This window comes from Streptomyces sp., assembly GCF_019510245.1.
GTDB lineage: Bacteria > Actinomycetota > Actinomycetes > Streptomycetales > Streptomycetaceae > Streptomyces.
In genome coordinates this window covers 1-24,690 of record NZ_JAEKKT010000140.1, presented here as the reverse complement: position 1 = coordinate 24,690, position 24,690 = coordinate 1, and the positions used below count along the sequence as shown (strand labels likewise).

The 24,690-nt window shown below is 71.6% G+C and carries 24 protein-coding genes; 18 read left to right on the top strand and 6 right to left on the bottom strand.

Annotated elements, in window-relative coordinates; all coding sequences use genetic code 11:
* The first annotated feature begins 51 nt into the window (after nucleotides 1–51).
* The 10 genes from JF597_RS22200 to JF597_RS22155 all read left to right on the top strand — a co-directional run bounded on the left by JF597_RS22200 (nucleotide 52) and on the right by JF597_RS22155 (nucleotide 12,878).
* Entirely contained in the window at nucleotides 52–486 is a 435-nt protein-coding gene (locus JF597_RS22200; RefSeq protein ID WP_293997409.1) for a hypothetical protein, read from the top strand.
* Nucleotides 487–557: 71 nt separating this feature from the next.
* Nucleotides 558–1,490 carry a TatD family hydrolase gene (locus JF597_RS22195; RefSeq protein WP_293997407.1) on the top strand — a complete coding sequence of 311 codons (933 nt, stop codon included), beginning with the start codon at nucleotides 558–560 and terminating at the stop codon, nucleotides 1,488–1,490.
* A 157-nt stretch (nucleotides 1,491–1,647) separates the two neighbouring features.
* The gene (locus tag JF597_RS22190) at nucleotides 1,648–3,057 is read left to right on the top strand and encodes a resuscitation-promoting factor (RefSeq protein ID WP_293997405.1); all 1,410 of its coding nucleotides are present in this window, start codon (nucleotides 1,648–1,650) and stop codon (nucleotides 3,055–3,057) included.
* A gap of 63 nt (nucleotides 3,058–3,120) precedes the next feature.
* Nucleotides 3,121–3,990, top strand: coding sequence for a 16S rRNA (adenine(1518)-N(6)/adenine(1519)-N(6))-dimethyltransferase RsmA (gene rsmA, locus JF597_RS22185; protein WP_293997403.1), 870 nt, complete (start codon nucleotides 3,121–3,123; stop codon nucleotides 3,988–3,990).
* A complete protein-coding gene (locus JF597_RS22180) occupies nucleotides 3,987–4,898 on the top strand; it encodes a 4-(cytidine 5'-diphospho)-2-C-methyl-D-erythritol kinase (protein WP_293997401.1) in 912 nt (303 codons plus the stop codon). The genes rsmA and JF597_RS22180 overlap by 4 nt, the downstream gene beginning before the upstream one ends.
* A gap of 271 nt (nucleotides 4,899–5,169) precedes the next feature.
* Nucleotides 5,170–6,456, top strand: coding sequence for a HEAT repeat domain-containing protein (locus JF597_RS22175; RefSeq protein WP_293997399.1), 1,287 nt, complete (start codon nucleotides 5,170–5,172; stop codon nucleotides 6,454–6,456).
* A 49-nt stretch (nucleotides 6,457–6,505) separates the two neighbouring features.
* Nucleotides 6,506–8,314, top strand: coding sequence for an ABC-F family ATP-binding cassette domain-containing protein (locus JF597_RS22170; RefSeq protein WP_293997397.1), 1,809 nt, complete (start codon nucleotides 6,506–6,508; stop codon nucleotides 8,312–8,314).
* 263 nt (nucleotides 8,315–8,577) lie between these two features.
* On the top strand, nucleotides 8,578–10,242 hold the full coding sequence (locus JF597_RS22165) for a PQQ-binding-like beta-propeller repeat protein (protein ID WP_293997395.1): 1,665 nt from the start codon (nucleotides 8,578–8,580) through the stop codon (nucleotides 10,240–10,242).
* Between the two features lie 87 nt (nucleotides 10,243–10,329).
* The gene (locus JF597_RS22160; RefSeq protein WP_293997393.1) at nucleotides 10,330–11,982 is read left to right on the top strand and encodes a PQQ-binding-like beta-propeller repeat protein; all 1,653 of its coding nucleotides are present in this window, start codon (nucleotides 10,330–10,332) and stop codon (nucleotides 11,980–11,982) included.
* A gap of 203 nt (nucleotides 11,983–12,185) precedes the next feature.
* Nucleotides 12,186–12,878, top strand: a complete 693-nt coding sequence (locus JF597_RS22155) for a response regulator transcription factor (RefSeq protein WP_293997391.1) — start codon at nucleotides 12,186–12,188, stop codon at nucleotides 12,876–12,878.
* Nucleotides 12,879–12,935: 57 nt separating this feature from the next.
* Here the strand turns inward: JF597_RS22155 and JF597_RS22150 are convergent, their stop codons facing one another.
* On the bottom strand, nucleotides 12,936–13,259 hold the full coding sequence (locus tag JF597_RS22150) for a hypothetical protein (RefSeq protein WP_293997389.1): 324 nt from the start codon (nucleotides 13,257–13,259) through the stop codon (nucleotides 12,936–12,938).
* Nucleotides 13,260–13,293: 34 nt separating this feature from the next.
* Complete coding sequence (locus JF597_RS22145; protein ID WP_293997705.1) at nucleotides 13,294–14,943, bottom strand: sodium:solute symporter family protein; 1,650 nt, start codon at nucleotides 14,941–14,943, stop codon at nucleotides 13,294–13,296.
* A gap of 200 nt (nucleotides 14,944–15,143) precedes the next feature.
* On the opposite strand from JF597_RS22145, the gene galT reads away from it, so the two are divergent.
* From galT to galK, 3 genes are read left to right on the top strand one after another with little or no spacing between them, the layout of a single operon-like run.
* Complete coding sequence (galT, locus tag JF597_RS22140; RefSeq protein WP_293997387.1) at nucleotides 15,144–16,202, top strand: galactose-1-phosphate uridylyltransferase; 1,059 nt, start codon at nucleotides 15,144–15,146, stop codon at nucleotides 16,200–16,202.
* Nucleotides 16,202–17,170, top strand: coding sequence for a UDP-glucose 4-epimerase GalE (galE, locus tag JF597_RS22135; RefSeq protein WP_293997385.1), 969 nt, complete (start codon nucleotides 16,202–16,204; stop codon nucleotides 17,168–17,170). The genes galT and galE overlap by 1 nt, the downstream gene beginning before the upstream one ends.
* Entirely contained in the window at nucleotides 17,171–18,328 is a 1,158-nt protein-coding gene (gene galK / locus JF597_RS22130) for a galactokinase (protein ID WP_293997383.1), read from the top strand. It abuts the gene before it with no gap.
* Nucleotides 18,329–18,331: 3 nt separating this feature from the next.
* Here galK and JF597_RS22125 read toward each other — a convergent pair whose 3' ends face one another.
* On the bottom strand, nucleotides 18,332–18,790 hold the full coding sequence (locus JF597_RS22125; protein WP_293997703.1) for a GNAT family N-acetyltransferase: 459 nt from the start codon (nucleotides 18,788–18,790) through the stop codon (nucleotides 18,332–18,334).
* A gap of 260 nt (nucleotides 18,791–19,050) precedes the next feature.
* On the opposite strand from JF597_RS22125, the gene JF597_RS22120 reads away from it, so the two are divergent.
* Entirely contained in the window at nucleotides 19,051–19,824 is a 774-nt protein-coding gene (locus JF597_RS22120; protein ID WP_293997381.1) for a response regulator transcription factor, read from the top strand.
* A gap of 123 nt (nucleotides 19,825–19,947) precedes the next feature.
* On the opposite strand, the gene tamR is transcribed toward JF597_RS22120, so the two are convergent.
* A complete protein-coding gene (tamR, locus tag JF597_RS22115; protein WP_293997379.1) occupies nucleotides 19,948–20,445 on the bottom strand; it encodes a MarR family transcriptional regulator TamR in 498 nt (165 codons plus the stop codon).
* Nucleotides 20,446–20,534: 89 nt separating this feature from the next.
* Between tamR and JF597_RS22110 the strand changes: the two genes are divergently transcribed.
* The 3 genes from JF597_RS22110 to JF597_RS22100 all read left to right on the top strand — a co-directional run bounded on the left by JF597_RS22110 (nucleotide 20,535) and on the right by JF597_RS22100 (nucleotide 21,964).
* A complete protein-coding gene (locus JF597_RS22110) occupies nucleotides 20,535–21,350 on the top strand; it encodes a trans-aconitate 2-methyltransferase (protein ID WP_293997377.1) in 816 nt (271 codons plus the stop codon).
* Nucleotides 21,350–21,712 carry a VOC family protein gene (locus JF597_RS22105; RefSeq protein WP_293997375.1) on the top strand — a complete coding sequence of 121 codons (363 nt, stop codon included), beginning with the start codon at nucleotides 21,350–21,352 and terminating at the stop codon, nucleotides 21,710–21,712. The genes JF597_RS22110 and JF597_RS22105 overlap by 1 nt, the downstream gene beginning before the upstream one ends.
* 78 nt (nucleotides 21,713–21,790) lie before the next feature.
* A complete protein-coding gene (locus tag JF597_RS22100; protein WP_293997373.1) occupies nucleotides 21,791–21,964 on the top strand; it encodes a CsbD family protein in 174 nt (57 codons plus the stop codon).
* 35 nt (nucleotides 21,965–21,999) lie between these two features.
* Here JF597_RS22100 and JF597_RS22095 read toward each other — a convergent pair whose 3' ends face one another.
* Both JF597_RS22095 and JF597_RS22090 read right to left on the bottom strand, forming a co-directional pair.
* Complete coding sequence (locus JF597_RS22095) at nucleotides 22,000–22,674, bottom strand: TetR/AcrR family transcriptional regulator (RefSeq protein WP_293997371.1); 675 nt, start codon at nucleotides 22,672–22,674, stop codon at nucleotides 22,000–22,002.
* Nucleotides 22,671–23,681: a fatty acid desaturase gene (locus tag JF597_RS22090; RefSeq protein ID WP_293997369.1), complete on the bottom strand. Its 1,011-nt coding sequence runs from the start codon at nucleotides 23,679–23,681 to the stop codon at nucleotides 22,671–22,673. The genes JF597_RS22095 and JF597_RS22090 overlap by 4 nt, the downstream gene beginning before the upstream one ends.
* Before the next feature lie 308 nt (nucleotides 23,682–23,989).
* Between JF597_RS22090 and JF597_RS22085 the strand changes: the two genes are divergently transcribed.
* On the top strand, nucleotides 23,990–24,690 hold a 701-nt coding region (locus tag JF597_RS22085; protein WP_293997368.1), incomplete at its 3' end, for a phosphoenolpyruvate carboxylase.

The following is a 24,690-nucleotide window of genomic DNA, read 5'->3' as shown; positions in this document are numbered from 1 at the left end:
AATCCCCGCGCCGGGGGTGCGTGCTTGTCCAAGCGGACAAGAGGAGCTGGCATGAGTGAGATCGCAGGGCAGACCGGCCTCCGAGGTGCGGCCACAGCCGTCGTCCACGAGTCGTATTCCTTCGCCTGCATGCGCTGCGGGCACGGCTGGGAGCAGTCGTACGAGATACAGCACCACACCGACGCCGACAACCACGAGTTCGTCAGGTACGTGGCGAACGGCCGGGTCGTCCCGTCCCCGCTGAGCAGGCCCTCGTGCCAGAACTGCGACGGCCAGGTCCTGCGGATCATGCGCGCGGGACAGGTCTCGTCGGTGCGGAACGCCGCGCAGCGGTCGCATCGGCCGTCGGCACAGGACCGCCCTGCCGGACAGGCCGGTGCGGAGAGCGGGCCGGCCGAGGCGACGGAGACCTCCGCGGACGTCGGTCAGCCGCACCACTGGCACCTGTCGGATCTCCTGCATCCCTTCCAGCGCAAGGCGAGCTGACCCGGGTCCGGCGCAAGGCGGGCGACCCGGGCGGGGAACCGGCGGGCATGCCCCTTTCGTAGGATCGGGGCATGCCTTCGAACGCCCCTGGTACGGCCTCCCGCACGGCGGACAAGAACGCGGCGCCGCCGCTCCCGGAACCCCTCCGGGTGCCCGTCGCCGACTCCCACACGCATCTCGACATGCAGTCCGGCACGGTCGAGGAGGGCCTCGCGAAGGCCGCGTCGGTCGGCGTCACGACCGTCGTCCAGGTCGGCTGTGACATCAAGGGCTCGCGGTGGGCGGCCGACACCGCCGCCGTGCACGCGAACGTCCATGCGACCGTGGCGCTGCATCCCAACGAGGCCCCGCGGATCGTGCACGGGGACCCTGGGGGCACCTCCCAGCCCCCTGGGGCTGGGGGAGGCTGGTCCCGGCAGGGGGCGCGGGTGGCCGGCGGGGACGCGGCGCTCGACGAGGCGCTCGCGGAGATCGACCGGCTGGCCGGGCTGCCCCAGGTGAAGGGTGTCGGCGAGACCGGGCTCGACTACTTCCGCACCGGGCCCGAGGGCAAGGCGGCCCAGGAGCGCTCCTTCCGCGCCCACATCGAGATCGCCAAGCGGCACGGCAAGGCCCTCGTCATCCACGACCGCGACGCCCACGCCGACGTGCTGCGTGTCCTCAAGGAGGAGGGCGCCCCCGAGCGGACGGTGTTCCACTGCTACTCCGGGGACGCCGCGATGGCCGAGGAGTGCGCCCGTGAGGGGTACTTCATGTCCTTCGCCGGCAACGTCACCTTCAAGAACGCCCAGAACCTGCGCGACGCGGTGGCGGTGGCCCCCCTGGAACTGCTGCTCGTGGAGACCGACGCGCCCTTCCTGACCCCGGCGCCGTACCGCGGACGGCCCAACGCCCCGTATCTCATTCCGGTCACGGTGCGCGCGATGGCCGCCGTGCGCGGCATCGACGAGGACGCGCTGGCGGCGGCCCTGGGCGCGAACACGGCCCGCGCCTTCGATTACTGAGGGTGTATCGATCATAACTGGCGCATAACGTTCGAGGGGGTGCGCCTTCGGTCTGGTCGCGACCCTGGGTAGTCGTGCCGCTTTGGAGAGTGACGAACGCTCCGCTAGGTTCTGGGGGCCCGATCCGGACCCCTCTGGCCCTCTGGAGCGTGTCGGCGTGAGCACATCGCAGTACGAGACGTCTGGGGCGTACGAGCCCTACGGTGCGCCCGGAGTGCACGGCGCGCAGGAGAGGTATGGCGCGCACGACGCCGAGACGCTTGCCTACGGCACGGCGTACGGGGAGGACACGTACCAGCCGGCGTACGAGGCCGCGGCGCAGGCGGCGCAGGCAGCGCGGTCGTACGTCGGTGAGCAGGTGCTGCCGCGGCAGGACGAGCGCGGGGCGGCGGAGGAGGCGCGGGAGGCGGGTGTGCGTGCCGGCGCGGGACGTCGCGCCGCACGCCGGCGTAAGGCGCGGAACTCCCGGCGCCCCGAGTCCGCCGTGCGCCGGCTGCTGCCGCAGGCCCTGGTCGTCGCGTTCCTCGCGGGCGGCACCACCGCGTTCCTCGCCAAGGACAAGGCGGTCGAGCTGACCGTCGACGGACGGCCGCGCACCCTGCACACCTTCGCGGACGACGTGACCGGCCTGCTGGCCGAGGAGGGCGTACCGCTCGGGGCGCACGACGTGGTCGCGCCCGCCCCCGGTACGGCCCTGGCCAGCGGCGACGAGGTCGCGGTGCGCTACGGCCGTCCCGTACGGCTCACGCTGGACGGCGAGCGGCGCGAGGTGTGGACGACGGCGCGCACGGTGGACGGGGCGCTCAGACAACTCGGGGTGCGTGCCGAGGGCGCGTACCTGTCTGCCTCGCGCTCCCAGAACATCGGACGCGCCGGGCTCGCGCTCGACGTACGCACCGAGCGCACGGTCACCATCCTGGCCGACGGCCGGACCCGGACCATCCGCACCAACGCCGCGACCGTCGGCGAGGCCGTCGAGGAGGCCGGGATCACCCTGCACGGCCAGGACACCACCTCCGTCTCCCAGTCCGGCTTCCCGCGCGACGGGCAGACGGTGACCGTGCTGCGCGTCACGGGCAGCAAGGAGGTGCGCGAGGAGACCATCCCGTTCCAGGTACGGCGGACGGCGGACCCGACGCTGTTCAAGGGCACCGAGGTGGTGGAGCAGGCCGGGCGGCCGGGGCTGCGCCGTGTGACCTACTACCTGCGGTCCGTCAACGGCGTCCGGCAGAAGCCGCGCCGCGAGACGGCCGAGGTGGTCCGCCGGCCGCGCACCCAGCTGGTCAAGGTCGGGACCAAGCCGCACCCCGACTCCGTGACCGGCGCCGACGGCCTGAACTGGCACGGCCTCGCCGTCTGCGAGTCCGGCGGCCGCGCACACGCCGTGGACCCCTCCGGGACGTACGGCGGGCTGTACCAGTTCGACACCCACACCTGGCACAGCCTCGGCGGCAACGGCCGCCCGCAGGACGCCTCGGCGGAGGAGCAGACGTTCCGCGCGAAGAAGCTCTACGTGAGCCGCGGCTCCACGCCCTGGCCGCACTGCGGGGCGCGCCTGCACAAGTGACCGGGGAAGCGGCGGCACGGGCGACCGGCCGGAGGCGTCCCCGGCGGCCCGTACCCTTGTCCCGTGAGCAGCCCCATCCCCGACGCCCTCCTCGGCCCCGCCGACATCCGTGAACTGGCGGCAGCGCTCGGTGTCCGCCCCACCAAGCAGCGCGGCCAGAACTTCGTGATCGACGCCAACACGGTCCGGCGTATCGTCCGCACCGCCGAGGTCCGCCCGGACGACGTCGTCGTGGAGGTCGGCCCGGGGCTCGGGTCCCTCACGCTCGCGCTCCTGGAGGTCGCCGACCGGGTCACCGCCGTCGAGATCGACGACGTGCTGGCCGGCGCCCTGCCCGCGACGATCACGGCGCGCATGCCGGCGCGCGCGGACCGGTTCGCGCTGGTCCACTCCGACGCCATGCACGTCACCGAGCTGCCCGGCCCGCCGCCGACCGCCCTCGTCGCGAACCTCCCCTACAACGTCGCCGTCCCCGTCCTCCTCCACATGCTCGACACCTTCCCGAGCATCGAGCGGACGCTGGTCATGGTGCAGTCCGAGGTCGCCGACCGGCTCGCCGCCGGACCCGGCAACAAGGTGTACGGCGTGCCCTCCGTCAAGGCCAACTGGTACGCCGAGGTGAAGCGCGCCGGTGCCATCGGGCGCAACGTCTTCTGGCCCGCGCCCAACGTCGACAGCGGGCTCGTCTCCCTCGTCCGGCGCGCGGAGCCGCTCAAGACGACCGCCTCGAAGCGCGAGGTCTTCGCGGTCGTCGACGCGGCGTTCGCGCAGCGCCGCAAGACCCTGCGGGCGGCGCTCGCCGGGTGGGCCGGGTCCGCGGCGGCCGCGGAGGCGGCGCTGGTCGCCGCCGGGGTCTCCCCGCAGGCCCGCGGCGAGGCGCTGACCGTGGAAGAGTTCGCGAGGATCGCCGAGCACAAGGAGTCCGGTAAGTGAGCGTCACGGTACGCGTCCCCGCCAAGGTCAACGTCCAGCTCGCGGTGGGCGCCGCGCGCCCCGACGGCTTCCACGACCTGGCCAACGTCTTCCTCGCCGTCGGCCTCTACGACGAGGTCACGGTGACGCCTGCGGACGAGCTGACCGTCACCTGCGAGGGCCCGGACGCCGCCGAGGTCCCCCTCGACCGCACGAACCTCGCGGCACGCGCCGCGCTCGCGCTCGCCGAGCGCCGGGGCATCGAACCCGCCGTGCACATCCACATCGCCAAGGACATCCCGGTCGCCGGCGGCATGGCCGGGGGGAGCGCGGACGGGGCGGGCGCGCTGCTCGCGTGCAACGAGCTCTGGCACGCGGGCGCCTCCCGCGCAGAACTCCTCGCCATCTGCGCCGAACTGGGCAGCGACGTGCCGTTCAGCCTGGTCGGCGGCGCCGCCCTCGGCATCGGACGGGGCGAGCAGCTGACCGTACTGGAGACCGGCGGCACGTTCCACTGGGTGTTCGCGATGGCCGGGCGGGGGCTGTCGACGCCGGCCGTCTTCCGCGAGTTCGACCGGTTGGCCGAGGGGCACGAGATCCCCGAGCCGGTCGCCTCCCGCGACCTCCTCGACGCCCTCGCCAAGGGCGACGCCGACGCGCTCGCCGCCGCCGTCTCCAACGACCTCCAGCCCGCCGCGCTCTCCCTCTTCCCGGAACTCGCGGACACCCTCGCCACGGGACGCGCGGCCGGCGCGCTCGCCGCCCTCGTCTCCGGCTCGGGCCCCACGACGGCCTTCCTCGCACGCGACCCGGAGACGGCCACGAAGATCGCCGACGCCCTACGCACCTCCGGCACCTGCCGCACGGTCCGCACGGCGACATCCCCCGCCCCAGGCGCCACGCTGACCCACCAGCCCACCGACCGCTAAAGCGCCCCAAAAGGGCCGCGGGGAACTGCGCGAGCAGCCACGACGGCGTGGCGGTCGACACGGGCACGGCGCCCCGGAGGGGGCGCGGGGAATTGCGCGAGCAGCCACGACGGCGTAGCAGTGGACACGGGCACGGCGCCCCGGAGGGGGCCGCGGGGAACTGCGCGACCAGCCACGACGGCGTGGCGGTCGGCACACGGCATGTCGCGGCACTCCCAGCGGAGCGCATAGGCTCCGCTTCCGACGCGGCCGGTGAAGAGGGAGCGCACACATGGGCACGGGGGCCACGGACGCGGACCGGCTCGTCGCGGCCGTGGAGCACGGGGACGCCGAACAGGTCCGGGAACTCCTGGACGCCGGCGCCGATCCGGACACCCTCGGCGGGAGCGCGGGTCTGCCGGTGCTGTGCATGGCGATCTCGGCGGACGACCAGCCGGTCGCCGAGGCCCTGGTGCAGGGCGGAGCCGACCCGCTGCGGGGGCTGCCCGACGGCACCACCCCGCTGCTGCGGGCGATGGCGGACGGATCGCCGGGACTGACCCGCGCCGTCCTCCCCGAGGTCGCCCTCTACCCCGGGCCGCCGCGCGAGGAACTGCTGAGCCACGCCCGCCGTCTCGCGGCCACCGACCCGGAGGCCGAACTGCGGCGCCGGACCGGCCTGCCGAACCCCGTCGCGCGGACCCGGCAGTTGGACGACATCGGCTGCTGGTACGAGCGGCTCACCCTCGGCGGGCTGACGCTGGGCGACGGCCACGCCGCCACCCTCACCGCCCTGGAGGCGAGGCTGCGGCTGCGCACGCCCTTCGCCGAACTGTTCGCACGCGCCCTGACCCGCCCGGACCGCGACCACGCGGTGTGGACGGCATCGGTACTGGCGCTGGGCGCGCGGCTGGACGACCAGACCTGGGCCGAGGCCACCCGGCTCGGCCGCGAACCCGATCCGCTGCACCGGCTCTTCGCCGCGGACGTGCTGCTGGGCACGATCATCGCGGACGCCCAGCGCCCCGAGCCCACGCTTCAGGACCGGGCCCTCGACCTCCTTCCCTGGGCCGAGCGGGAACGGGACACGGACGTGCTCTCCGTCCTGCTCAACGCGTTGACGTGGACGAGCGGTCCCGAGACCGACGCCATCGGCCTGGCGCACGTCACGCACCCCGATCCCCGGATCCGCGGCTTGGTGCCCGACCTGCTGGACAGGGACGAGGGTGTGCTGCGCCCGGAGGGCCTGGCCGCCGTACTCACCCTCGCCCGCGACCCGGACCCCGAGGTTCGCGGGCGCACCTGCTTCTGGTTGTGGCACTACCGAGGCCCCGAGCCGGAGATCGGGGACGTGCTGGTCGAGCTCACGTACGACGAGCGGCAGCGCACGCGCGCGGAGGCGGTCGCGGCGCTCGCCCTCCGCGACGACCCGCGCTGCGTGGCGGCCGACCACCGCATCGGCCCCCTGGAGCCCGGCACGGACCCCGACACCCTGCCGCTGACCGCGGTGTGGTGGTACCAGCGGCGTCATGGGGAGCAGAAGGGGGAGCCGGTGGAGGAGCAGAAGGACGAGGGCTGACCTCCGACTACCCTGGATGGGCGATCCATCCCCCGTGCGCAGGAGTGAAATGGCCGTCAACCTGGTCAATGTCGAGAACGTCAGCAAGGTCTACGGCACCCGTGCCCTGCTGGACGGCGTCTCGCTCGGCGTGTCGGAGGGCGACCGCATCGGTGTGGTGGGCCGCAACGGCGACGGCAAGACCACCCTCATCCGGATGCTCGCCAAGCTGGAGGAGGCCGACACCGGCCGTGTCACCCACTCCGGCGGCCTGCGCCTCGGCGTCCTCACCCAGCACGACTCCCTCGACCCCGCCGCCACCGTCCGGCACGAGGTCATCGGCGACATGGCCGACCACGAGTGGGCCGGCAACGCCAAGGTCAGGGACGTCCTGACGGGTCTCTTCGGCGGGCTCGACCTGCCGGGCTTCCCGAAGGGCCTGGACACCGTCATCGGGCCGCTCTCCGGTGGTGAGCGGCGGCGCATCGCGCTCGCCAAGCTGCTGATCGAGGAGCAGGACCTGCTCGTCCTCGACGAGCCGACGAACCACCTCGACGTCGAGGGCATCGCCTGGCTCGCCCGGCACCTGCGCGAGCGCCGCTCGGCCCTGGTCTGCGTCACCCACGACCGCTGGTTCCTCGATCAGGTCTGCACCCGCATGTGGGACGTGCAGCGCGGCGCCGTCTACGAGTACGAGGGCGGCTACTCCGACTACGTCTTCGCCCGCGCGGAGCGCGAGCGGATCGCGGCCACCGAGGAGACCAAGCGGCAGAACCTGGTCCGCAAGGAGCTGGCCTGGCTGCGCCGCGGCGCCCCCGCCCGTACCTCCAAGCCGCGCTTCCGGGTCGAGGCGGCCAACGATCTGATCAAGGACGTGCCGCCGCCGCGCGACACCTCCGAGCTGATGAAGTTCGCCTCCTCCCGGCTCGGCAAGACCGTCTTCGACCTGGAGGACGTGACCGTCCAGGCCGGGCCCAAGGTGCTGCTCAAGCACGTCACCTGGCAGCTCGGTCCCGGCGACCGCATCGGCCTGGTCGGCGTCAACGGCGCCGGCAAGACCTCGCTGCTGCGCGCCATGGCCGAGGCCGCCCGGTCGGAGGGCGAGGCACAGCCGGCGGGCGGCCGGATCGCCGTCGGCAGGACGGTGAAGCTGGCCTACCTCTCCCAGGAGGTCGCCGAACTGAACCCGAACACCCGGGTCCTGGAGGCGGTCCAGCAGGTGCGCGAGCGCGTCGACCTCGGCAAGGGGCGCGAGATGACGGCCGGGCAGCTGTGCGAGACGTTCGGCTTCAACAAGGAGAAGCAGTGGACGCCGGTCGGCGACCTGTCCGGCGGTGAGCGCCGCCGGCTCCAGCTGCTGCGCCTGCTCATGGACGAGCCGAACGTCCTCTTCCTCGACGAGCCCACCAACGACCTCGACATCGAGACCCTCACCCAGCTGGAGGACGTCCTCGACGGCTGGCCCGGCTCGATGATCGTGATCTCCCACGACCGGTTCTTCGTCGAGCGCACCACCGACCGCGTCTTCGCCCTCCTCGGTGACGCCACGCTGCGGATGCTGCCGCGCGGCATCGACGAGTACCTGGAGCGCCGGCAGCGCATGGAGGAGGCGGTCGCCACCACCGCCGCGGCCGCCGCCCCCAAGGCCGCCACGACCGAGCGGAGCGCCGCCGACCAGCGCGCCGCCAAGAAGGAACTCCAGAAGATCGAGCGGCAGCTGGACCGCATCTCCGAGAAGGAGACCAAGCTGCACGACCAGATCGCCGCGAACGCCACCGACTTCGCGAAGGTCGCCGAACTCGACGCGCAGCTGCGCGACCTGTCCGGTGAGCGGGAGGAACTGGAAATGCGCTGGCTGGAGTTGGCGGAGGACGCGTAACGGGCGCACCGACCGGCGTGAATCAGCCCTCTGCGGGCCCGCGCGCAACCCCCTTGCGGCGGCCCCGGTGAAGGGGGCGTGAAGGCGCGTAACGGCGCCATCACGGGCCGGTTCTCCCTTGGGAACAGCGGCCCATGAGGGTCCGTGGGCTGTCGGTGCCGGGTGGTAGAAAGGTCAGTCTGAGAACTGCCTGAGTGCGACCGCGGGGCCGTCACCGGCCTCGGGCAGTGGCTCGAAATCAGTGAACGAGGGGGAGAACGCTGATGACCCAGCCGCCCGGCCAGCCGCCGCAGGGCGCTTTCGGAGCGCCGCAACAGCCGCCGGCGCAGGGGGCTTTCGGCGCACCTCCGCCCCAGCCGGGTTACGGCTACCCGCAGCAGCCCGCCCCCGGCCCCTACGCGACACCGGGTCCGTACGGACCGCAGCCCGGGTACGGCTACGCCCAGCAGCAGCCGCAGTACCCCGGCGGGCCCGGGATGCCCCCGCCGCCCGGCGGCGGAGGCGGCCGCGGGCCGTTCAGGGGGAAGCCCGCGCTGATCGTCGCGGCGGCGGTGGCCGGGCTGCTGGTCGTCGGCGGCACGGTGTACGCCCTGACCGCCGACGGGGGCGGCGGCAGGAAGCCGGTCGCCCGGCAGTCCGACGACCCGAAGGCCTCCGGCACCCCGGTCGACCCCGGTGACGGCAGCGGCGGCGGTGCGGACCCGGACAACCTCAACGCCGGCCGCAAGTCGGGCGAGGCCAAGGTGCTCTGGTACAAGTCCGCGCCCGACGCACCCGCCTCCGGCGCCGACGCGCCCGGCATGTGGATCACCGGGAAGACCGCGGTGAAGGCGGCGTACAAGCAGGTCTTCGCCTACAAGGTGGGCAACGGCGACCCGGCCTGGGCCCCGATCACGTTCCCGCAGAAGATCTGCTCGGTCACCTCGCAGAAGTCGGCGGACGACAAGGTCGTCGTGGCCTACATGAACGGCACCAGCGACCGCGCCAAGTGCAACCAGCTGCAGGAGATCGACCTCGACACCGGCAGGAAGGGCTGGACCGCGACCGTCGCCGACGGCGGCCTGTTCGACAGCGCGCTCAGCATCGAGCTGACGATCAGCGGGAAGACGCTGATGGTGGGCCGTTCCGAGTCCGGTACGGCGTACGACCTCGGCAGCGGCGACAAGCTGTACGACAAGGAGAAGTACGGCGCGTCCTGCTTCCCGACGGCGTTCGCGGGCGGCACGGGCCGGCTGGTCGAGGTGGCCTCCTGCGGCGCCGGCGGCAGCGCCGAGCACGACGAGATCTCGCAGCTCGACCCGGCCACCGGCAAGGTCGAGTGGACCCGGCCGGTCAAGAAGGGCTGGCAGGTCGAGCGCACCTACTCCGTCGACCCGCTCGTGGTCTACATGACCAACGAGGCGAAGAAGGCCTGGAACATCTCGGTCCTGGATGCCAAGGGAGCGTTCCGTTCCGAGGTCAAGGTCGACGAGAAGTTCGCGCCCCAGTGCGGCTGGGCGCTCCTCGCCCGCGACCTGCAGGGCTGCCAGGGCGTGGCCGCCGACGCGGACACCCTCTACCTGCCGACGGACGTGAGCGGCAGCGCCAACGAGATCGTCGCGATCAGCCTCGCCGACGGCAGGGCGAAGTGGCGGGTGAAGTCCCCGACGGACGAGTCGATGTACCCGGTCAGGACCGAGGGCGGCAGACTCGTCGCCTACGTACGGCCGTCGTACGACGCGGGCGGCCAGGTCGTGTCGGTCCCGACCACCGGCTCCGCCCACCCCACCACCCGGCTGCTGCAGAACCCGCAGCACACCGCCGACATCGAGGGCGGCTTCTACGACGGCGCGGTCGACTGGGCCGACGGCCGCCTCTACCTCTCCTCCACCCGGCTGACCGGCAGCGACGACGCGAAGGAGAAGCTGATGATGGCCTTCGGCAACTGAGCGGGGCCCATCCCGAGCCGCCCCGAGCCGTCCCGCAGTCCGCGCCGTCCCAGCCGTCTCACGCGCCGTCCCCGAGGTACTTCCGCCATGACCCAGCCGCCCCCGCCCCCGCCCAACCAGCCTCCGAACCCGTACGCCCAGCAGCCGGGCTACGGCTACCCGCAACAGCCCCCGAACCCGTACGCCCAGCAGCCCGGCTACGGCTACCCGAACCAGCCGCCCCAGCCCGGTTACGGCTACCCGGGCGGCCAGCCGGGACAGCCGGGCGGTCCCGCCCCCGCTCCCGGCTCGGGCCCCGGCCGCAACAAGCCCGCGCTGCTCATCGTCTTCGCCGCGGTCGTCGCCATCGCGCTGATCGTCGGCGGCGGCATCTGGTACGCCAGGTCCTCCGGCCCAGACGCCCAGAAGGACGACACGGCGAACTCCAGCGGCGGCGGCACCGGCGGCCAGGACGCGGACGGCGGCAAGAACGGCAAGGGGACCGAGAAGGTACCCGCGGACACCACCTCCAAGATCCTCTTCCAGGTTCCGCTGCCCACGGCGAAGGACACCACCGTCACCGCCGGTTCCTGGCTCACCGACAAGGTGTACGCGAAGACCGGCATCGCCCAGATCACCGGCTACGACCCCGCTACGGGCGCCAAGCTGTGGACGGTCCCGCTGTCCGGCCCGGTCTGCCGCGCCACCGGACACGTCAGCGCCGACGGCCGGACCGCGGTCGTCTACCAGCCGAAGATGCCGGCGAAGGGCTCCACGGCCGGCTGCACCCAGGTCGCCGCGATCGACCTGAACACCGGCAGGAAGCTGTGGACCCAGACGGTCAAGTCCGGTGATGTCCCGATCGGCTTCGACAACGTGACGGTCGCTCAGCAGACGGTCGCGGTCGGCGGCTCCAGCGGTGGCGCCGCCTTCGACCTCGCCTCCGGCAAGATCCGCTGGCAGCCGAAGGCGGCCGACAGCTGCCACGACGCCGGCTACGGCGGCGGCCCCGAGCTGGTCGCGGTCCGCAGGTGCGGCGACGGCGACGCCGGCCAGCTGCACATCCAGACCCTCGACCCGGTCACCGGCAAGGTGCGCTCCGAGTACAGGATGACCTCGGGCATCGACTACGCGAGCGTCGTGTCGACCGACCCGCTGGTGGTGGCCGCCGACGTCAACGACAGCGCGGGCGACGGCAGCGGCTTCTCGGACGTCTTCTCCATCGACGGCAGCACCGGCGCGCTGCGCACCCGTATCTCCACGCCGGGCAGCTCCTACGCGGCCCGCTGCGACGGAATCTACGACCTGGAGAAGTGCACGGGAGTGGTGGTCGGCAACGACAGGCTGTACCTGGCGACCGAACAGCACGACGGCGACGGGGACTACACGAAGACCAACGAGATCGTCGCCTTCGACCTGGGCACCGGCAAGCAGACCGGCCAGCGCGCCGACGCCGGGAACAACTACACGATCACGCCGCTGCGCATGGACGGTCCCGATGTGATCGCGTACAAGAACGCGCCGTACGACAAGGGCGCTCAGGTCGTCAGCATCGACGGTGGTTCGTTCAAGGAGACCAAGCTCCTGGAGAACCCGGTGACCACGGCGGTCAAGGCCGTGGAGACCACCATGTCACCCGACTACGCCGAAGTCCGTTACTCCCAGGGCCGCCTCTACCTGTCCGCCGCGTACGCCCACGCGCCCGATCCGTCCTCGTCGCCCAGGCAGTACCTCGTCACCGCCTTCGGCGCGGGTGGCTGATACGCGCTCTTCACCCGCGAATACGAGAAAACCCAGAGATTCCTCCGATCCGGGGCACTTCTCATCAGTAGGGGCAGCGCAACGTCGAACAAGCGTGTAGCTTCCGGGGGCATGAAGGACGGGGTGCCGGGGGGCCCTCTGTCCATGCGGACCAGTGGGCATCCATAGTGGGGCATCCATTGGGGGGACTGGGGGGTTGCTCTATGGGAGTGCGGCTCATGGTGGTCGACGACCACCGGTTGCTCGCGGAGGCGCTGGCCTCGGCGCTGAAACTGCGCGGCCACCGGGTGCTCGCGGCAGCGGCACCGGCGGCCGGTGCGGCCGATCTGGTGATCACACGGGCACCCGAGGTGTGCCTGCTCGGTACCGCGACACCGGCCGAGCCGGGGATCTTCGACCCCGTGGTGAAGATCAAGCGGGAGCGGCCGCAGGTCGCCGTCCTGGTCCTGGGGCCGGTGCCGTCCCCGCGGGGCATCGCGGCCGCCTTCGCGGCGGGCGCCTCCGGGTACGTACGGCACGACGAGCGGATCGAGGGCGTCGAGCGGGCGATCATGAAGGCACGGGCCGGGGAGGCCGCCGTGGCACCCGCACTGCTCCAGGGCGCCTTCGGTGAACTCCTCAACCCGGCCGCCCAGCCCGACGACGAGGGCCAGCGCCTCCTCCAGATGCTCACCCCGAGGGAGGTGGAGGTCCTGGTCCGCGTCGCCGACGGCGAGGACACCCGCCTCATCGCCGCCGGCATGGGCATCGCCCCGAGCACGGCCCGCACCCATGTGCAGAGGGTTTTGATGAAGTTGGGCGTGGGGTCCCGCCTGGAAGCGGCCGCGCTCGCGGCCCGCACCGGGCTGCTGGACAGGGCGGGACCTCTCAACGGCGGCACTGAAGCGCCCCTTTAGGGGCGCGGGGAACTGCGCGACCAGCCCCCACGCACCCGCAGCCACAACCCAACCGAATCAGTCGTCGGCGTCTTCCGCCGGAGGCGCCGGCGGGGTCGGCCGAAGCCAAAGCCACACCAGAAAGAACACCCCCAGCAACAACATCCCGATCCCGGTCCACAGGTTGATGTTGATCCCCTGTGCCTTGTCGATCTCGGCCTGCGAGTCCGTGATCCCGGTGATCGTGACGATGATCCCGTACAGCACGAACAGCCCACCGATGATCCGCCGCAGGTCGAAGATCCGCGCGGCGGTCGCGGACCGCCCCTGCAACTCGGTGACCTCGCGCTGGACGTCCTGCTCGGAGTAGTGGAACCCGGAGTGCCCGGAGTCGTCGGTCATGGTGTCTCCTTTCTCCATTCTCCAGCGGCGGCGATCAGAACGAGAACGGGATGTAGCAGAGGGCCGCGAGGACCACCGCACCCCACCCCAGCAGCGCCGGCCGCCGGTACCAGGCCTCGTCACCGGGCGCGGGCGCCTCGGCCATGCCGGGCGAGCTGGTGCCGTAGACGAGCCCGGCCAGCTCCGCCTCCGGCTTCGGCGCGGTGAACAGGGACACGATCACCATCACCACCGCGCCCGCGACGAACCCGGCGATCGCCGACACGAAGTTGGCGCCCTGGTCGGAGGGGATGGCGATGATGTCCTTCTTGTAGAGGACGAAGTAGTTGACCATCGCGGTCACGGTGCCCGCGAGCAGCCCCCAGAAGCCGGATTTCGCCGAGGCCCGCTTCCAGAACATGCCGACGATGAAGACGACGAACATCGGCACGTTGAAGAAGGAGAACAGTGTCTGGAGGTAGCTCATGATGTTCGAGAAGGACGACGCGAGGAACGCCGTGCCGATGGACGCGCAGACGCCGATCGCGGTGATGAGCCGCCCGAAGCGAACGTAGTAGCCGTCCTCGCGGCCCTTCACCACGTACTTGGCCCAGATGTCGGTGGTGAACACCGTGTTGAAGGACGACACGTTGGCGGCCATGCCGGCCATGAAGGCGGCCAGCAGCCCGGTCACCGCGATGCCGAGCACGCCGTTGGGCAGCAGCTGTGACATCAGGTACGGGATCGCGTCGTTGTACTGGAGGCCGGACTTCGCGGTCCCGATGTTCGGTACCAGCGCGGCGGCGACCAGCCCCGGGATCATCACCAGGAAGACGATGAAGATCTTCGGGTAGGCGGCGATCAGCGGGGTGCGCTGGGCGGCGGACAGGTTCTTCGCCGACAGGGCCCGCTGCACCTCGGCGAAGTTCGTCGTCCAGTAGCCGAAGGAGAGCACGAAGCCGAGGCCGAGGACGATGGTCAGCCAGTTCGCGCCGAGCGGGTTGACGGAGCCGATGCCGGTGCCGCCCCAGGCGGTGGTGAAGTTGTGGCCGTGGGTGGCGGTGAGCTTGTCGACCAGTCCGTCCCAGCCGCCGACCTTCTTCAGGCCGAGCACGGAGAGCGGGATGAGGGCGGCCAGGATCACGAAGAACTGCAGCACCTCGTTGTAGATGGCCGAGGAGAGACCGCCGAGGGTGATGTACGCCAGCACGAACGCGCCGGCGACGACGATCGCCACCCACTGCGGCCAGCCCAGCAGCGCCTCCACGACGATCGCCAGGGCGTAGAGGTTCACACCGGCGATCAGAATGGCCGCGAAGGCGAACAGGATCGAACTGAGCAGGTGTGCGGCTCTGTCGAAGCGGAGGAGCAGCATCTCGGGGACCGAGCGGACCTTGCTGCCGTAGTAGAAGGGCATCATCACCAGGCCCAGGAAGACCATGGCGGGAACGGCGCCGATCCAGTACCAGTGCACGGTGTACGCGCCGTACTGCGCGCTGTTGGCGGCCATGCCGAGGATCTCGGTCGCCGCCAGGTTCGCCGAGATGAAGGCGAGACCGGTGATCCAGGCGGGCAGCGACCGTCCGGAGAGGAAGAAGTCGAGGCTGGTCTTCACCGAGCGGCGGGCCGCGAAGCCGATGCCCAGGACGACGGCGAAGTAGATCGCCAGGATCGTGTAGTCCAGGCCGTTGGTCGGGAGCCGCAGCCCCGCCGCGAGGTCCGTGGTGAGGTCCGTCGCGAGGGATGTGGGGGATACGGGGGCATCTGTGGGGTTCTGCACCCAGTAATTCAACACTTTCGTTGTCTCACCTTGATTGATTGCGATGTTGACTGGCGTGGTGAGTTGTGTTTTGGTGTGTTCGGTTCTGTTTGATGGTTGGCTGGCTCGATCAATGGGAGTCCGCAGTGAAGAAGACCTCGACCCGGCTGGCCGACGGTCGCGAACTCATCTACTACGACCTGCGCGACGACACCGTGCGGGACGCGGTGGACCGCCGTCCCCTGGAGCGGACGCACACCACCTCCGAGGTCCGCCGGGATCCGCTGCTCGGCGACCAGGTCGCGATCGCCTCGCACCGGCAGGGCCGCACCTACCACCCGCCGGCCGACCAGTGCCCGCTGTGCCCGACCCAGGGTGACCGGCTGAGCGAGATCCCGGACTCGTCGTACGACGTCGTCGTCTTCGAGAACCGTTTCCCCTCGCTGGCCGGCGACTCCGGGCGCTGCGAGGTGGTCTGCTTCACCTCGGACCACGACGCCTCCTTCGCGAGCCTCACCGAGGAGCAGGCCCGCCTGGTCCTCGACGCGTGGACCGACCGGACCTCGGAACTGTCGCATCTCCCCTCCGTCGAGCAGGTGTTCTGCTTCGAGAACCGCGGCGCGGAGATCGGCGTGACGCTCGGCCACCCGCACGGGCAGATCTACGCCTACCCCTTCACCACCCCGCGCACCGCGCTGATGTTGCGTTCGCTCGCGGCACACAAGGAGGCGACGGGCGGCGAGAACCTCTTCGACGCCGTCCTGGAACGTGAACTCGCCGACGAGCGGGTCGTCCTTGAGAGTGAACACTGGGTCGCCTTCGTGCCGTACGCGGCACACTGGCCCTACGAGGTCCACCTGTACCCGAAGCGCCGCGTCCCCGACCTGCTCGGGCTCGACGAGGCGGCGCGCTCAGAGTTCCCCCAGGTTTATCTGGAACTCTTGAGGCGCTTCGACCGTATCTTCGGTGAGGGTGAGCCTCCCACGCCCTACATCGCCGCCTGGCACCAGGCGCCGTTCGGGACGCTGGAGGAGTTCGAGGGTGTCTCGCGCGACGACTTCGCGCTGCACCTGGAGCTTTTCACCATCCGCCGAACGTCCGGCAAGCTGAAGTTCCTCGCGGGTTCCGAGTCGGGCATGAGCGTGTTCATCAACGACGTGCCGCCGGAGCGCGCGGCCGAGCGACTGCGAGAGGTAGCGAGTTGATGAAGTACCTGGTGACGGGCGGGGCGGGATACGTCGGCAGCGTGGTCGCCCAGCACCTGCTGGAGGCGGGCCACGAGGTCACCGTCCTCGACAACCTGTCCACGGGCTTCCGCGAGGGCGTCCCGGCGGGCGCCTCCTTCGTCGAGGGCGACATCCGCGACGCCGCCAAGTGGCTGGACCCCTCCTACGACGCGGTGCTGCACTTCGCCGCGTTCTCCCAGGTCGGCGAGTCGGTCGTGAAGCCCGAGAAGTACTGGGACAACAACGTCGGCGGCACCATGGCGCTGCTCTCCGCGATGCGCGAGGCCGGCGTCCGCAAGCTCGTCTTCTCCTCCACCGCGGCCACCTACGGGGAGCCGGTTCACACCCCGATCACCGAGACCGACCCGACCGCCCCCACCTCCCCCTACGGCGCCACCAAGCTCGCCGTCGACCACATGATCACCGGCGAGGCCGCCGCCCACGGCCTGGGCGCGGTCTCCCTGCGCTACTTCAACGTGGCCGGGGCGTACGGCGCGCAGGGCGAGCGCCACGACCCCGAGTCGCACCTGATCCCGCTGGTCCTCCAGGTCGCCCACGGCAGGCGCGAGGCCATCTCCGTCTTCGGCGACGACTACCCGACGCCCGACGGCACCTGCATCCGCGACTACATCCACGTCGCCGACCTCGCCGACGCCCACCTGCTGGCCCTGACGGCCGCGCAGCCCGGCGAGCACCTGATCTGCAACCTCGGCAACGGCGAGGGCTTCTCGGTCCGCCAGGTCATCGAGACCGTCCGGCAGGTCACCGGGCACCCGATCCCCGAGGTCGTGGCTCCGCGCCGGGGCGGCGACCCGGCCGTCCTGGTCGCCTCGGCGGCCACCGCCCGCGAGAAGCTGGGCTGGAACCCGACCCGCGCGGACCTCGCGGGGATCGTCGCGGACGCCTGGGAGTTCGCCCGGACCATCAGCGCAGCAAGGGAGCAGTAAGTGGGGGCAGCACAGCAGGTCAGAGACGCCTTCGAGGAGCTGTACGGCACGGTTCCCGACGGCGTCTGGGCGGCGCCCGGCCGGGTCAACCTGATCGGCGAGCACACCGACTACAACGACGGCTTCGTGATGCCGTTCGCGCTGCCGCACGCGTCGACGGCGGCCGTCGCCCGCCGCACCGACGGCGTGCTGCGGCTGCACTCCTCGGACGTCGAGGGCGGGGTCGTCGAGCTCTCCCTCGACGCCCTGGAACCCGGCACCGACCAGGAGTGGACGGCGTACCCGGCGGGCGTGGTCTGGGCGCTGCGGGAGGCCGGCCATCCGGTCACCGGCGCCGACGTGCACCTCGCGTCCACCGTGCCGACCGGCGCGGGCCTGTCCTCCTCCGCGGCCCTGGAGGTGGTGATCGCCCTCGCGCTCAACGACCTCTTCGAACTGGGCCTGCAGCGCTGGCAGCTGGCCCGCCTGTGCCAGCGCGCGGAGAACGTCTACGTCGGGGCGCCGACCGGAATCATGGACCAGACGGCGTCCGCCTGCTGCGAGCAGGGCCACGCCCTGTTCCTGGACACCCGCGACCTCTCGCAGAAGCAGATCCCCTTCGACCTCGCGGCCGAGGGCATGCGCCTGCTCGTCGTCGACACCCAGGTCAAGCACGCCCACAGCGGCGGCGAGTACGGCAAGCGCCGCGCGGGCTGCGAGAAGGGCGCGGCCCTGCTGGGCGTGGACGCGCTGCGGGACATCGCCTACGCCGACCTCGACGCGTCGCTCGACCGGCTCGGCGACGAGGCGGAGGTGCGGCGGCTGGTCCGGCACGTCGTCACCGAGGACCACCGGGTCGAGCGCGTCGTTGCCCTCCTCGAAGCGGGCGACACCCGTGCCATCGGCCCGGTCCTCACCGACGGCCACGCCTCGCTGCGCGACGACTTCCAGGTCTCCTGCCCCGAGCTGGACCTGGTCGTGGAGGCGGCGAACGCGGCCGGTGCGCTGGGCGCCCGGATGACCGGCGGCGGCTTCGGCGGCTCGGCGATCGTCCTCACCGAGGCGGCCGACGTGGACACGATCACCAAGGCGGTCGAGGAGGCCTTCGCCGCGGCCGGCTTCAAGGCCCCGCGGGTCTTCGAGGCGGTGCCGTCGGCGGGCGCCCGCCGGGAGAGCTGAGGCTCAGCCCAGGCGCTTCGTCAGCGTGTACTCCGTGATCCCCGGCGGGTAGTCGGGGATCACGCACACCACGTCGTACCCCTGCTTCCGGTAGAACTCCGGGGCCTGGAAGTCCCAGGTCTCCAGGCGTACGGCGGTGCAGCCGCGGTCCTCGCGGGCGATGCGCTCGGCCTCCGCGAGCAGGCCGCCGCCGAGGCCCGTGCCCCGGTGGCGGGCGTCCACCCAGAGGTAGGTGACGTGCAGCCAGGACGTCCAGGTGTGCCCGACCAGCCCGCCTGTCAGGTCGCCCGAACTCCCGTCCATCGCCCACAGGTGCAGTGGCGCTTCGCGTTCGGCCGGCGTGCCGCGCAAGGCGGCGAGGACCGGAGAGGCCGCCGTGTTGGTGGCCAGCAGCCGTGCGCGGAGCAGTTCGCGTCGTTCCTTGTCGACTTCCGCCTCAATACGAAACATGCGGCACACCATAAACGCGTCGGCCGGGCAGTTCTGCAAATTGCCTTCCGCTCACGGCGACCGGCCGTACTCTGATGAGCAGTGCCGGTGGGGGCCGGCGCTGATCAGGGGGCGAGGCAAGTCGGATACGGCGCCCGCGGTGGGGGTAGCAGTTCAGGCACGGCGGCGGCCGTGCGGTTCCGCCCTCCCGCGGGTGTCGTGTCCGCACGGTTCGTCGTTCTCCGGACCTTGGGTATCCCCGGCTCGTGAAGAGCACTGGGGAAGGGGGTTTCGTGGTTCGCATCCGAGTTCTGGTCGTCGACGACCACCGCATCTTCGCCGAGTCGCTGGCTGCCGCACTGGCCGCCGAGCCCGACGTCGACGTGTCCGCGGCCGGCAGCGGTCCGGCCGCGCTGCGCTGCCTGGAGCGCGCGGTCGCCGAGGGCCGCCGCTACGACGTGCTGCTCGTCGACGCCGACCTGGGCGGTCAACTGCCGGGCGGACGGGCGGCCGTACCGGTGCAGGAGGCCAACGCGGAGGGGCTGGTCGACGGCATATCGCTGGTCGCCGGTGTCCGCTCGGCCCACCCGGCCGTCCGGGTCGTCGTCCTCGCGGAGAAGGACGACCCGCGGCGCGCGGCCCTGGCCCTCCAGGCCGGCGCCTGCGGCTGGGTCGCCAAGGACTGCTCGCTGTCCCGGCTGCTCAACGTCATCCGGGGCGTGCTGCGCGACGAGACGCATCTGCCGCCCGCCCTGCTCACGGGCGTCCTGCGGGAGCTGACGGCGGCCCGCAAGCACCGCACCGAGAGCGAGCGCCTGGTGGAGTCCCTCACGCCGAGGGAGCGCGAAGTCCTCCGGTGCATGGTGGCGGGCCTGGGGCGCAAGGCCGTCGCCGAGCGCCTCTTCCTGTCCCCGCACACCGTCCGCACCCACATGCAGAACGTCCTCGGCAAGCTGGGCGTCCACTCCACCCTGGCCGCGGTGGCGCTGGCGCGGCGGGCCGGGGTGGGGCCGGTGGACCTGGGCCCTGCCGGACGGATCATGCCGGAGGAGAGCAGCAGCGCCTGAAGAGCGCCCCGTCAGGGGCGCTGGGGATGCCCCCGGCCGAAGGCTGGGGGAGGAACCGCGCGACCAGCCACGACGGCGCGGCAGCCGACTGGCACCGGAGTGCGGCACCTTCCAGCGGAGCGCTCAGCCGGGGATGTTGTCGAACGGGGCGGTCAACTGGCGCAGCAGTCCGGCGAGTTCGGATCGCTGGGCGTGGGAGAGTTCGCCGAGGATCGCTCGTTCCTGAGCGAGCAGGCCCGCCAGGGCCTGGTCCGCGCGGTCCTGGCCCTCGGTGGTCAGCCGGACCAGCACACCGCGCCGGTCGCTCGGGTCCGGCAGCCGCTCGACCAGGCCCTTCTTGGCCAGCCGGTCGATGCGGTTGGTCATCGTCCCCGAGGTGACCAGGGTCTGGGTCAGCAGCTGCCCGGGGGAGAGCTGGTACGGCGTGCCCGCGCGCCTGAGCGCGGTCAGCACGTCGAACTCCCAGGGCTCCAGGCTGTGCTCGGCGAAGGCCAGCCGACGTGCCCGGTCCAGGTGCCGCGCCAGCCGGCTCACCCGGCTGAGCACCTCGAGCGGTTCCACGTCGAGGTCCGGGCGCTCCCGGCGCCACGCAGCGACCAGCCGATCGACCTCGTCCTCCATGTCGATCAGTGTAGTGGTTGTGTCGACATGAAGTCTCTTGATGTCGAGTCTCTTGACATCGAGATATCTCCACGGGGAAGGTGGAGGACATGACGACTCCCGCCTGGGACCCCGCCCAGTACCTCCGTCACTCCGGCCCCCGCGCCCGTGCCTTCGCCGACCTCCTCGCCCACGTGCCCGCCCTCCCCGGCGACCCCCCGGCCATCGCCGACCTCGGCTGCGGCCCCGGCAATGTCACCGCCGTCCTCGCCGACCGCTGGCCCACCGCGCACATCACCGGCTACGACAACTCGGCCGCGATGCTCGACAAGGCCGAGGTCGACCACGCCGGCCCCACCCCCGGCGGCGGCCGCCTCGACTTCGCCCACGCCGACCTGCGCACCTGGGCACCCGAACGGCCGTACGACCTGATCGTGTCCAACGCGGCGCTCCAGTGGGTCCCCGGCCACCTGGACCGCTTCGCCGGCTGGCTCGACGCGCTCGCTCCCGGCGGCACCTTCGCCTTTCAGGTGCCCAACAACATCGACGCGCCCCTGCACGCCCTCATGCGCGAGCTCGCCGCCACACCCCGCTGGAAGGTCCGGCTCGCCGACGTGCTGCGCCACGAGGACTCCGTCCATCCGCCCGCCGCCTACCTCGACCGGCTCGACCGCCTCGGCTGCGCCACCGACGTCTGGGAGACCACCTACCTGCACGTCCTGACCGGCGAGGACCCCGTCCTGGACTGGGTCAAGGGCACCGGGCTGCGCCCCGTCCTCACCGCCCTCGGCGACGACCCCGAGGCCCGGGAGGCCTTCGTCGCCGACTACCGCGACCTGCTGCGGGAGGCCTACCCGAGCGCCCCCTACGGCACGGTCCTGCCCTTCCGCCGCCTGTTCGCCGTCGCCCGCAGGGAGAACGCCTGATGCTCACCGCCCTCGACCACGTCCAGCTCGCCGTACCGCCGGGCTCGGAGGACCTGCTGCGCGCCTACTACGTCGATCTCCTCGGCATGACCGAGATCCCCAAGCCGCCCGTGCTCGCGGCCCGCGGCGGCTGCTGGTTCCGGGCCGGGACCGTGCACCTGCACCTGGGGGTCGAGGCGGCCTTCCGCCCCGCCCTGAAGGCCCACCCGGGACTGCGGGTCACGGACATCGAGGCCTGCGCCGAACGGCTCGAAGCTGGCGGCGCCCCCGTCACCTGGGACGACGACCTCCCCGGACACCGCCGCTTCTACTCCCAGGACCCCGTCGGCAACCGCCTGGAGTTCCTGGAAGCGGTGCGCTGAGCCCGTTTGCCGCGGTCCGCTCCTGGTTACCCGGGGCAATGACCCCCCCGTACCTATCCGCTTCAGGAGGGATCGACGGTGTCAGGACACCAGAAGGCCAAGGGCAAGAAGGAACAGATCAAGGGCAAGGCCAAGGAGGCCGGCGGGCGCGCGACGCGTGACCTGCCCCTGGAGGCCGAAGGACGCCTGGAGCAGTCGAAGGGCGACGCCCGCCAGGCCAAGGAGAAGGCGAAGGACATCTTCAAGCACTGAGCACACCGGGCGCACCGGGCTCCGAGCGCACGGGCTCAGGCCTTGCGGTGCCCTATCAGCCGCGGCTTCTGCTCCAGGCCGTCCAGGCCGTGCCAGGACAGGTTCACCAGGTGGGCGGCGACCTCCGCCTTCTTCGGGCGGCGCACGTCCAGCCACCACTGGCCGGTCAGCGCGACCATCCCCACCAGCGCCTGCGCGTACAGCGGGGCCAGCTTGGGGTCGAAGCCGCGGCTCTTGAACTCACGGCCCAGGATGTCCTCCACCTGGGTCGCGATGTCCGAGATGAGGGACGCGAAGGAACCGGTCGACTGGGGGATGGGGGAGTCCCGGACCAGGATCCGGAAGCCGTCCGTGTACTCCTCGATGTAGTCGAGCAGGGCGAACGCGGCCTGCTCCAGCAGCTCCCTCGGATGTCCGGCGGTAAGGGAGCTGGTCACCATGTCCAGCAGGCGCCGCATCTCGCGGTCGACCACCACCGCGTACAGCCCCTCCTTGCCGCCGAAGTGCTCGTACACCACCGGCTTGGACACCCCGGCCTTCGCCGCGATCTCCTCCACCGACGTGCCCTCGAAGCCCTTCGCCGCGAAGAGGGTGCGACCGATCTCCAGCAGCTGCTGGCGGCGCTCCGCACCGGTCATACGGGTACGACGCGCCCGCCGCTGCTTCTCGGGACTGGGGGTGCTGGAGTCGGTCGCCACGGCGTCAATCATGCCGCCTTCGCGGCCTCCGCCCCCTGCGTGGAGCCGCCTTCCCCGGTGTTACGGCGTGAATCGATACGTGAGCGTGACGGCCAGCGCACGTCGTAGGCCCAGCCCAGCTGCTCGCACCAGCGGATGATCCGCGCCGACGAGTCGATCTGGCCGCGCTCCACCCCGTGCCGCGCGGAGGTCGGGTCGGCGTGGTGCAGGTTGTGCCAGGACTCGCCGCAGGACAGGACCGCCAGCCACCACACGTTGCCCGACCGGTCCCGCGACCGGAAGGGCCGCTTGCCCACCGCGTGGCAGATGGAGTTGATCGACCAGGTCACATGGTGGAGCAGCGCCACTCGGACGAGTGACCCCCAGAAGAACGCGGTGAACGCGCCCCACCAGGACATGGTGACCAGCCCGCCGATCAGCGGCGGCAGCGCCAGGGAGGCCACCGTCCAGTAGATGAAATGGCGGGAGATGGTCCGGATCGCCGGGTCCTTGACCAGATCCGGCGCGTACTTGTCCTGCGGGGTCCGCTCCTCGTCGAACATCCAGGCGATGTGTGCCCACCACAGGCCCTTGATCAGCGCCGGCACGGTCTCGCCGTACCGCCACGGCGAATGCGGGTCACCCTCCGCGTCGGAGAACTTGTGGTGCTTGCGGTGGTCGGCCACCCAGCGCACCAGCGGCCCCTCCACCGCCATCGACCCCGCGATCGCGAGCGCGATCCGCAGCGGCCGCTTCGCCTTGAAGGAACCGTGCGTGAAGTAACGGTGGTAACCGATCGTCACGCCGTGGCAGCCCAGGTAGTAGAAGAACACCATCAGGCCCAGGTCGAGCCAGCTCACGCCCCAGCCCCACGCCAGTGGCACCGCCGCCAGCAGCGCGAGGAACGGTACGACGATGAACAGCAGCAGGGTGACCTGCTCCAGCGAACCCTTCCGCTCACCGCCCAGGGTGGCGGACGGGGGCGCGGTGTCAGCCGCCTTCCTGGGGTCTTCCATCACATCCGAACTTGACGAGGTCATGCGCGTCCCCTGTGGGGTCGAGGGTTGAGAGATGCGCCGATCCGCGGCGACCGAACGGGACGGCAAAGGAGCTTCCCTACGGTTCCGTAACCTACGGCGACGTAAGTATGGCAGCGAGGCGTCTTACGGCAAGAGCCCCAGAACCTGCGCGTCCTCATGGACACCTATCCTTGGAGTCGGTCGGACAGCGCGGTCCGCTCTGTTTCCTTCCCTGATGTCCGGCCGCTATGCGGACAGGCGCCACCTGCCGCCCGGCCGACGGACGGGTTCCCTCCAGACGAGCTTCAACACTGCAAGGAGCCGCACCTGTGAGCAGTGCCGACGACCAGACCACCACGACCAGCAGTGAGCTGCGCGCCGACATCCGCCGGCTGGGTGACCTGCTGGGCGAGACCCTCGTCCGCCAGGAGGGCCCCGAGCTGCTGGAGCTCGTCGAGAAGGTCCGCCGCCTCACCCGCGAGGACGGCGAGGCCGCCGCCGAACTGCTGCGCGGCACCGAACTGGAGACCGCCGCCAAGCTGGTCCGTGCCTTCTCCACCTACTTCCACCTGGCCAACGTCACCGAGCAGGTGCACCGCGGCCGCGAGCTGCGCGCCCGCCGCGCCGCCGAGGGCGGCCTGCTCGCCCGCACCGCCGACCGGCTCAAGGACGCCGACCCCGAGCACCTGCGCGAGACCGTGCAGAACCTCAACGTCCGCCCGGTCTTCACGGCGCACCCCACCGAGGCGGCGCGCCGTTCGGTCCTCAACAAGCTCCGGCGCATCGCCGCGCTCCTGGACACGCCGGTCATCGAGTCCGACCGCCGCCGCACCGACATCCGCCTCGCCGAGAACATCGACCTGGTGTGGCAGACCGACGAGCTGCGCGTCGTACGCCCGGAGCCCGCCGACGAAGCACGCAACGCCATCTACTACCTCGACGAGCTGCACGCGGGCGCCGTCGGAGACGTCCTGGAGGACCTCACGGCCGAGCTGGAGCGCGTCGGCGTCAAGCTGCCCGACGACACCCG

Excerpts from the sequence above, each read along its gene's own strand:
- JF597_RS22200 (WP_293997409.1), top strand. The coding sequence starts at position 52 with ATGAGTGAGATCGCAGGGCAGACCGGCCTCCGAGGTGCGGCCACAGCC.
- JF597_RS22195 (WP_293997407.1), top strand. The coding sequence starts at position 558 with ATGCCTTCGAACGCCCCTGGTACGGCCTCCCGCACGGCGGACAAGAAC.
- JF597_RS22175 (WP_293997399.1), top strand. The coding sequence starts at position 5,170 with ATGGGCACGGGGGCCACGGACGCGGACCGGCTCGTCGCGGCCGTGGAG.
- JF597_RS22170 (WP_293997397.1), top strand. The coding sequence starts at position 6,506 with ATGGCCGTCAACCTGGTCAATGTCGAGAACGTCAGCAAGGTCTACGGC.
- JF597_RS22165 (WP_293997395.1), top strand. The coding sequence starts at position 8,578 with ATGACCCAGCCGCCCGGCCAGCCGCCGCAGGGCGCTTTCGGAGCGCCG.
- JF597_RS22160 (WP_293997393.1), top strand. The coding sequence starts at position 10,330 with ATGACCCAGCCGCCCCCGCCCCCGCCCAACCAGCCTCCGAACCCGTAC.
- JF597_RS22155 (WP_293997391.1), top strand. The coding sequence starts at position 12,186 with ATGGGAGTGCGGCTCATGGTGGTCGACGACCACCGGTTGCTCGCGGAG.
- JF597_RS22150 (WP_293997389.1), bottom strand. The coding sequence starts at position 13,259 with ATGACCGACGACTCCGGGCACTCCGGGTTCCACTACTCCGAGCAGGAC.
- galE (WP_293997385.1), top strand. The coding sequence starts at position 16,202 with ATGAAGTACCTGGTGACGGGCGGGGCGGGATACGTCGGCAGCGTGGTC.
- JF597_RS22125 (WP_293997703.1), bottom strand. The coding sequence starts at position 18,790 with ATGGTGTGCCGCATGTTTCGTATTGAGGCGGAAGTCGACAAGGAACGA.
- tamR (WP_293997379.1), bottom strand. The coding sequence starts at position 20,445 with ATGGAGGACGAGGTCGATCGGCTGGTCGCTGCGTGGCGCCGGGAGCGC.
- JF597_RS22110 (WP_293997377.1), top strand. The coding sequence starts at position 20,535 with ATGACGACTCCCGCCTGGGACCCCGCCCAGTACCTCCGTCACTCCGGC.
- JF597_RS22105 (WP_293997375.1), top strand. The coding sequence starts at position 21,350 with ATGCTCACCGCCCTCGACCACGTCCAGCTCGCCGTACCGCCGGGCTCG.
- JF597_RS22095 (WP_293997371.1), bottom strand. The coding sequence starts at position 22,674 with ATGATTGACGCCGTGGCGACCGACTCCAGCACCCCCAGTCCCGAGAAG.
- JF597_RS22090 (WP_293997369.1), bottom strand. The coding sequence starts at position 23,681 with ATGACCTCGTCAAGTTCGGATGTGATGGAAGACCCCAGGAAGGCGGCT.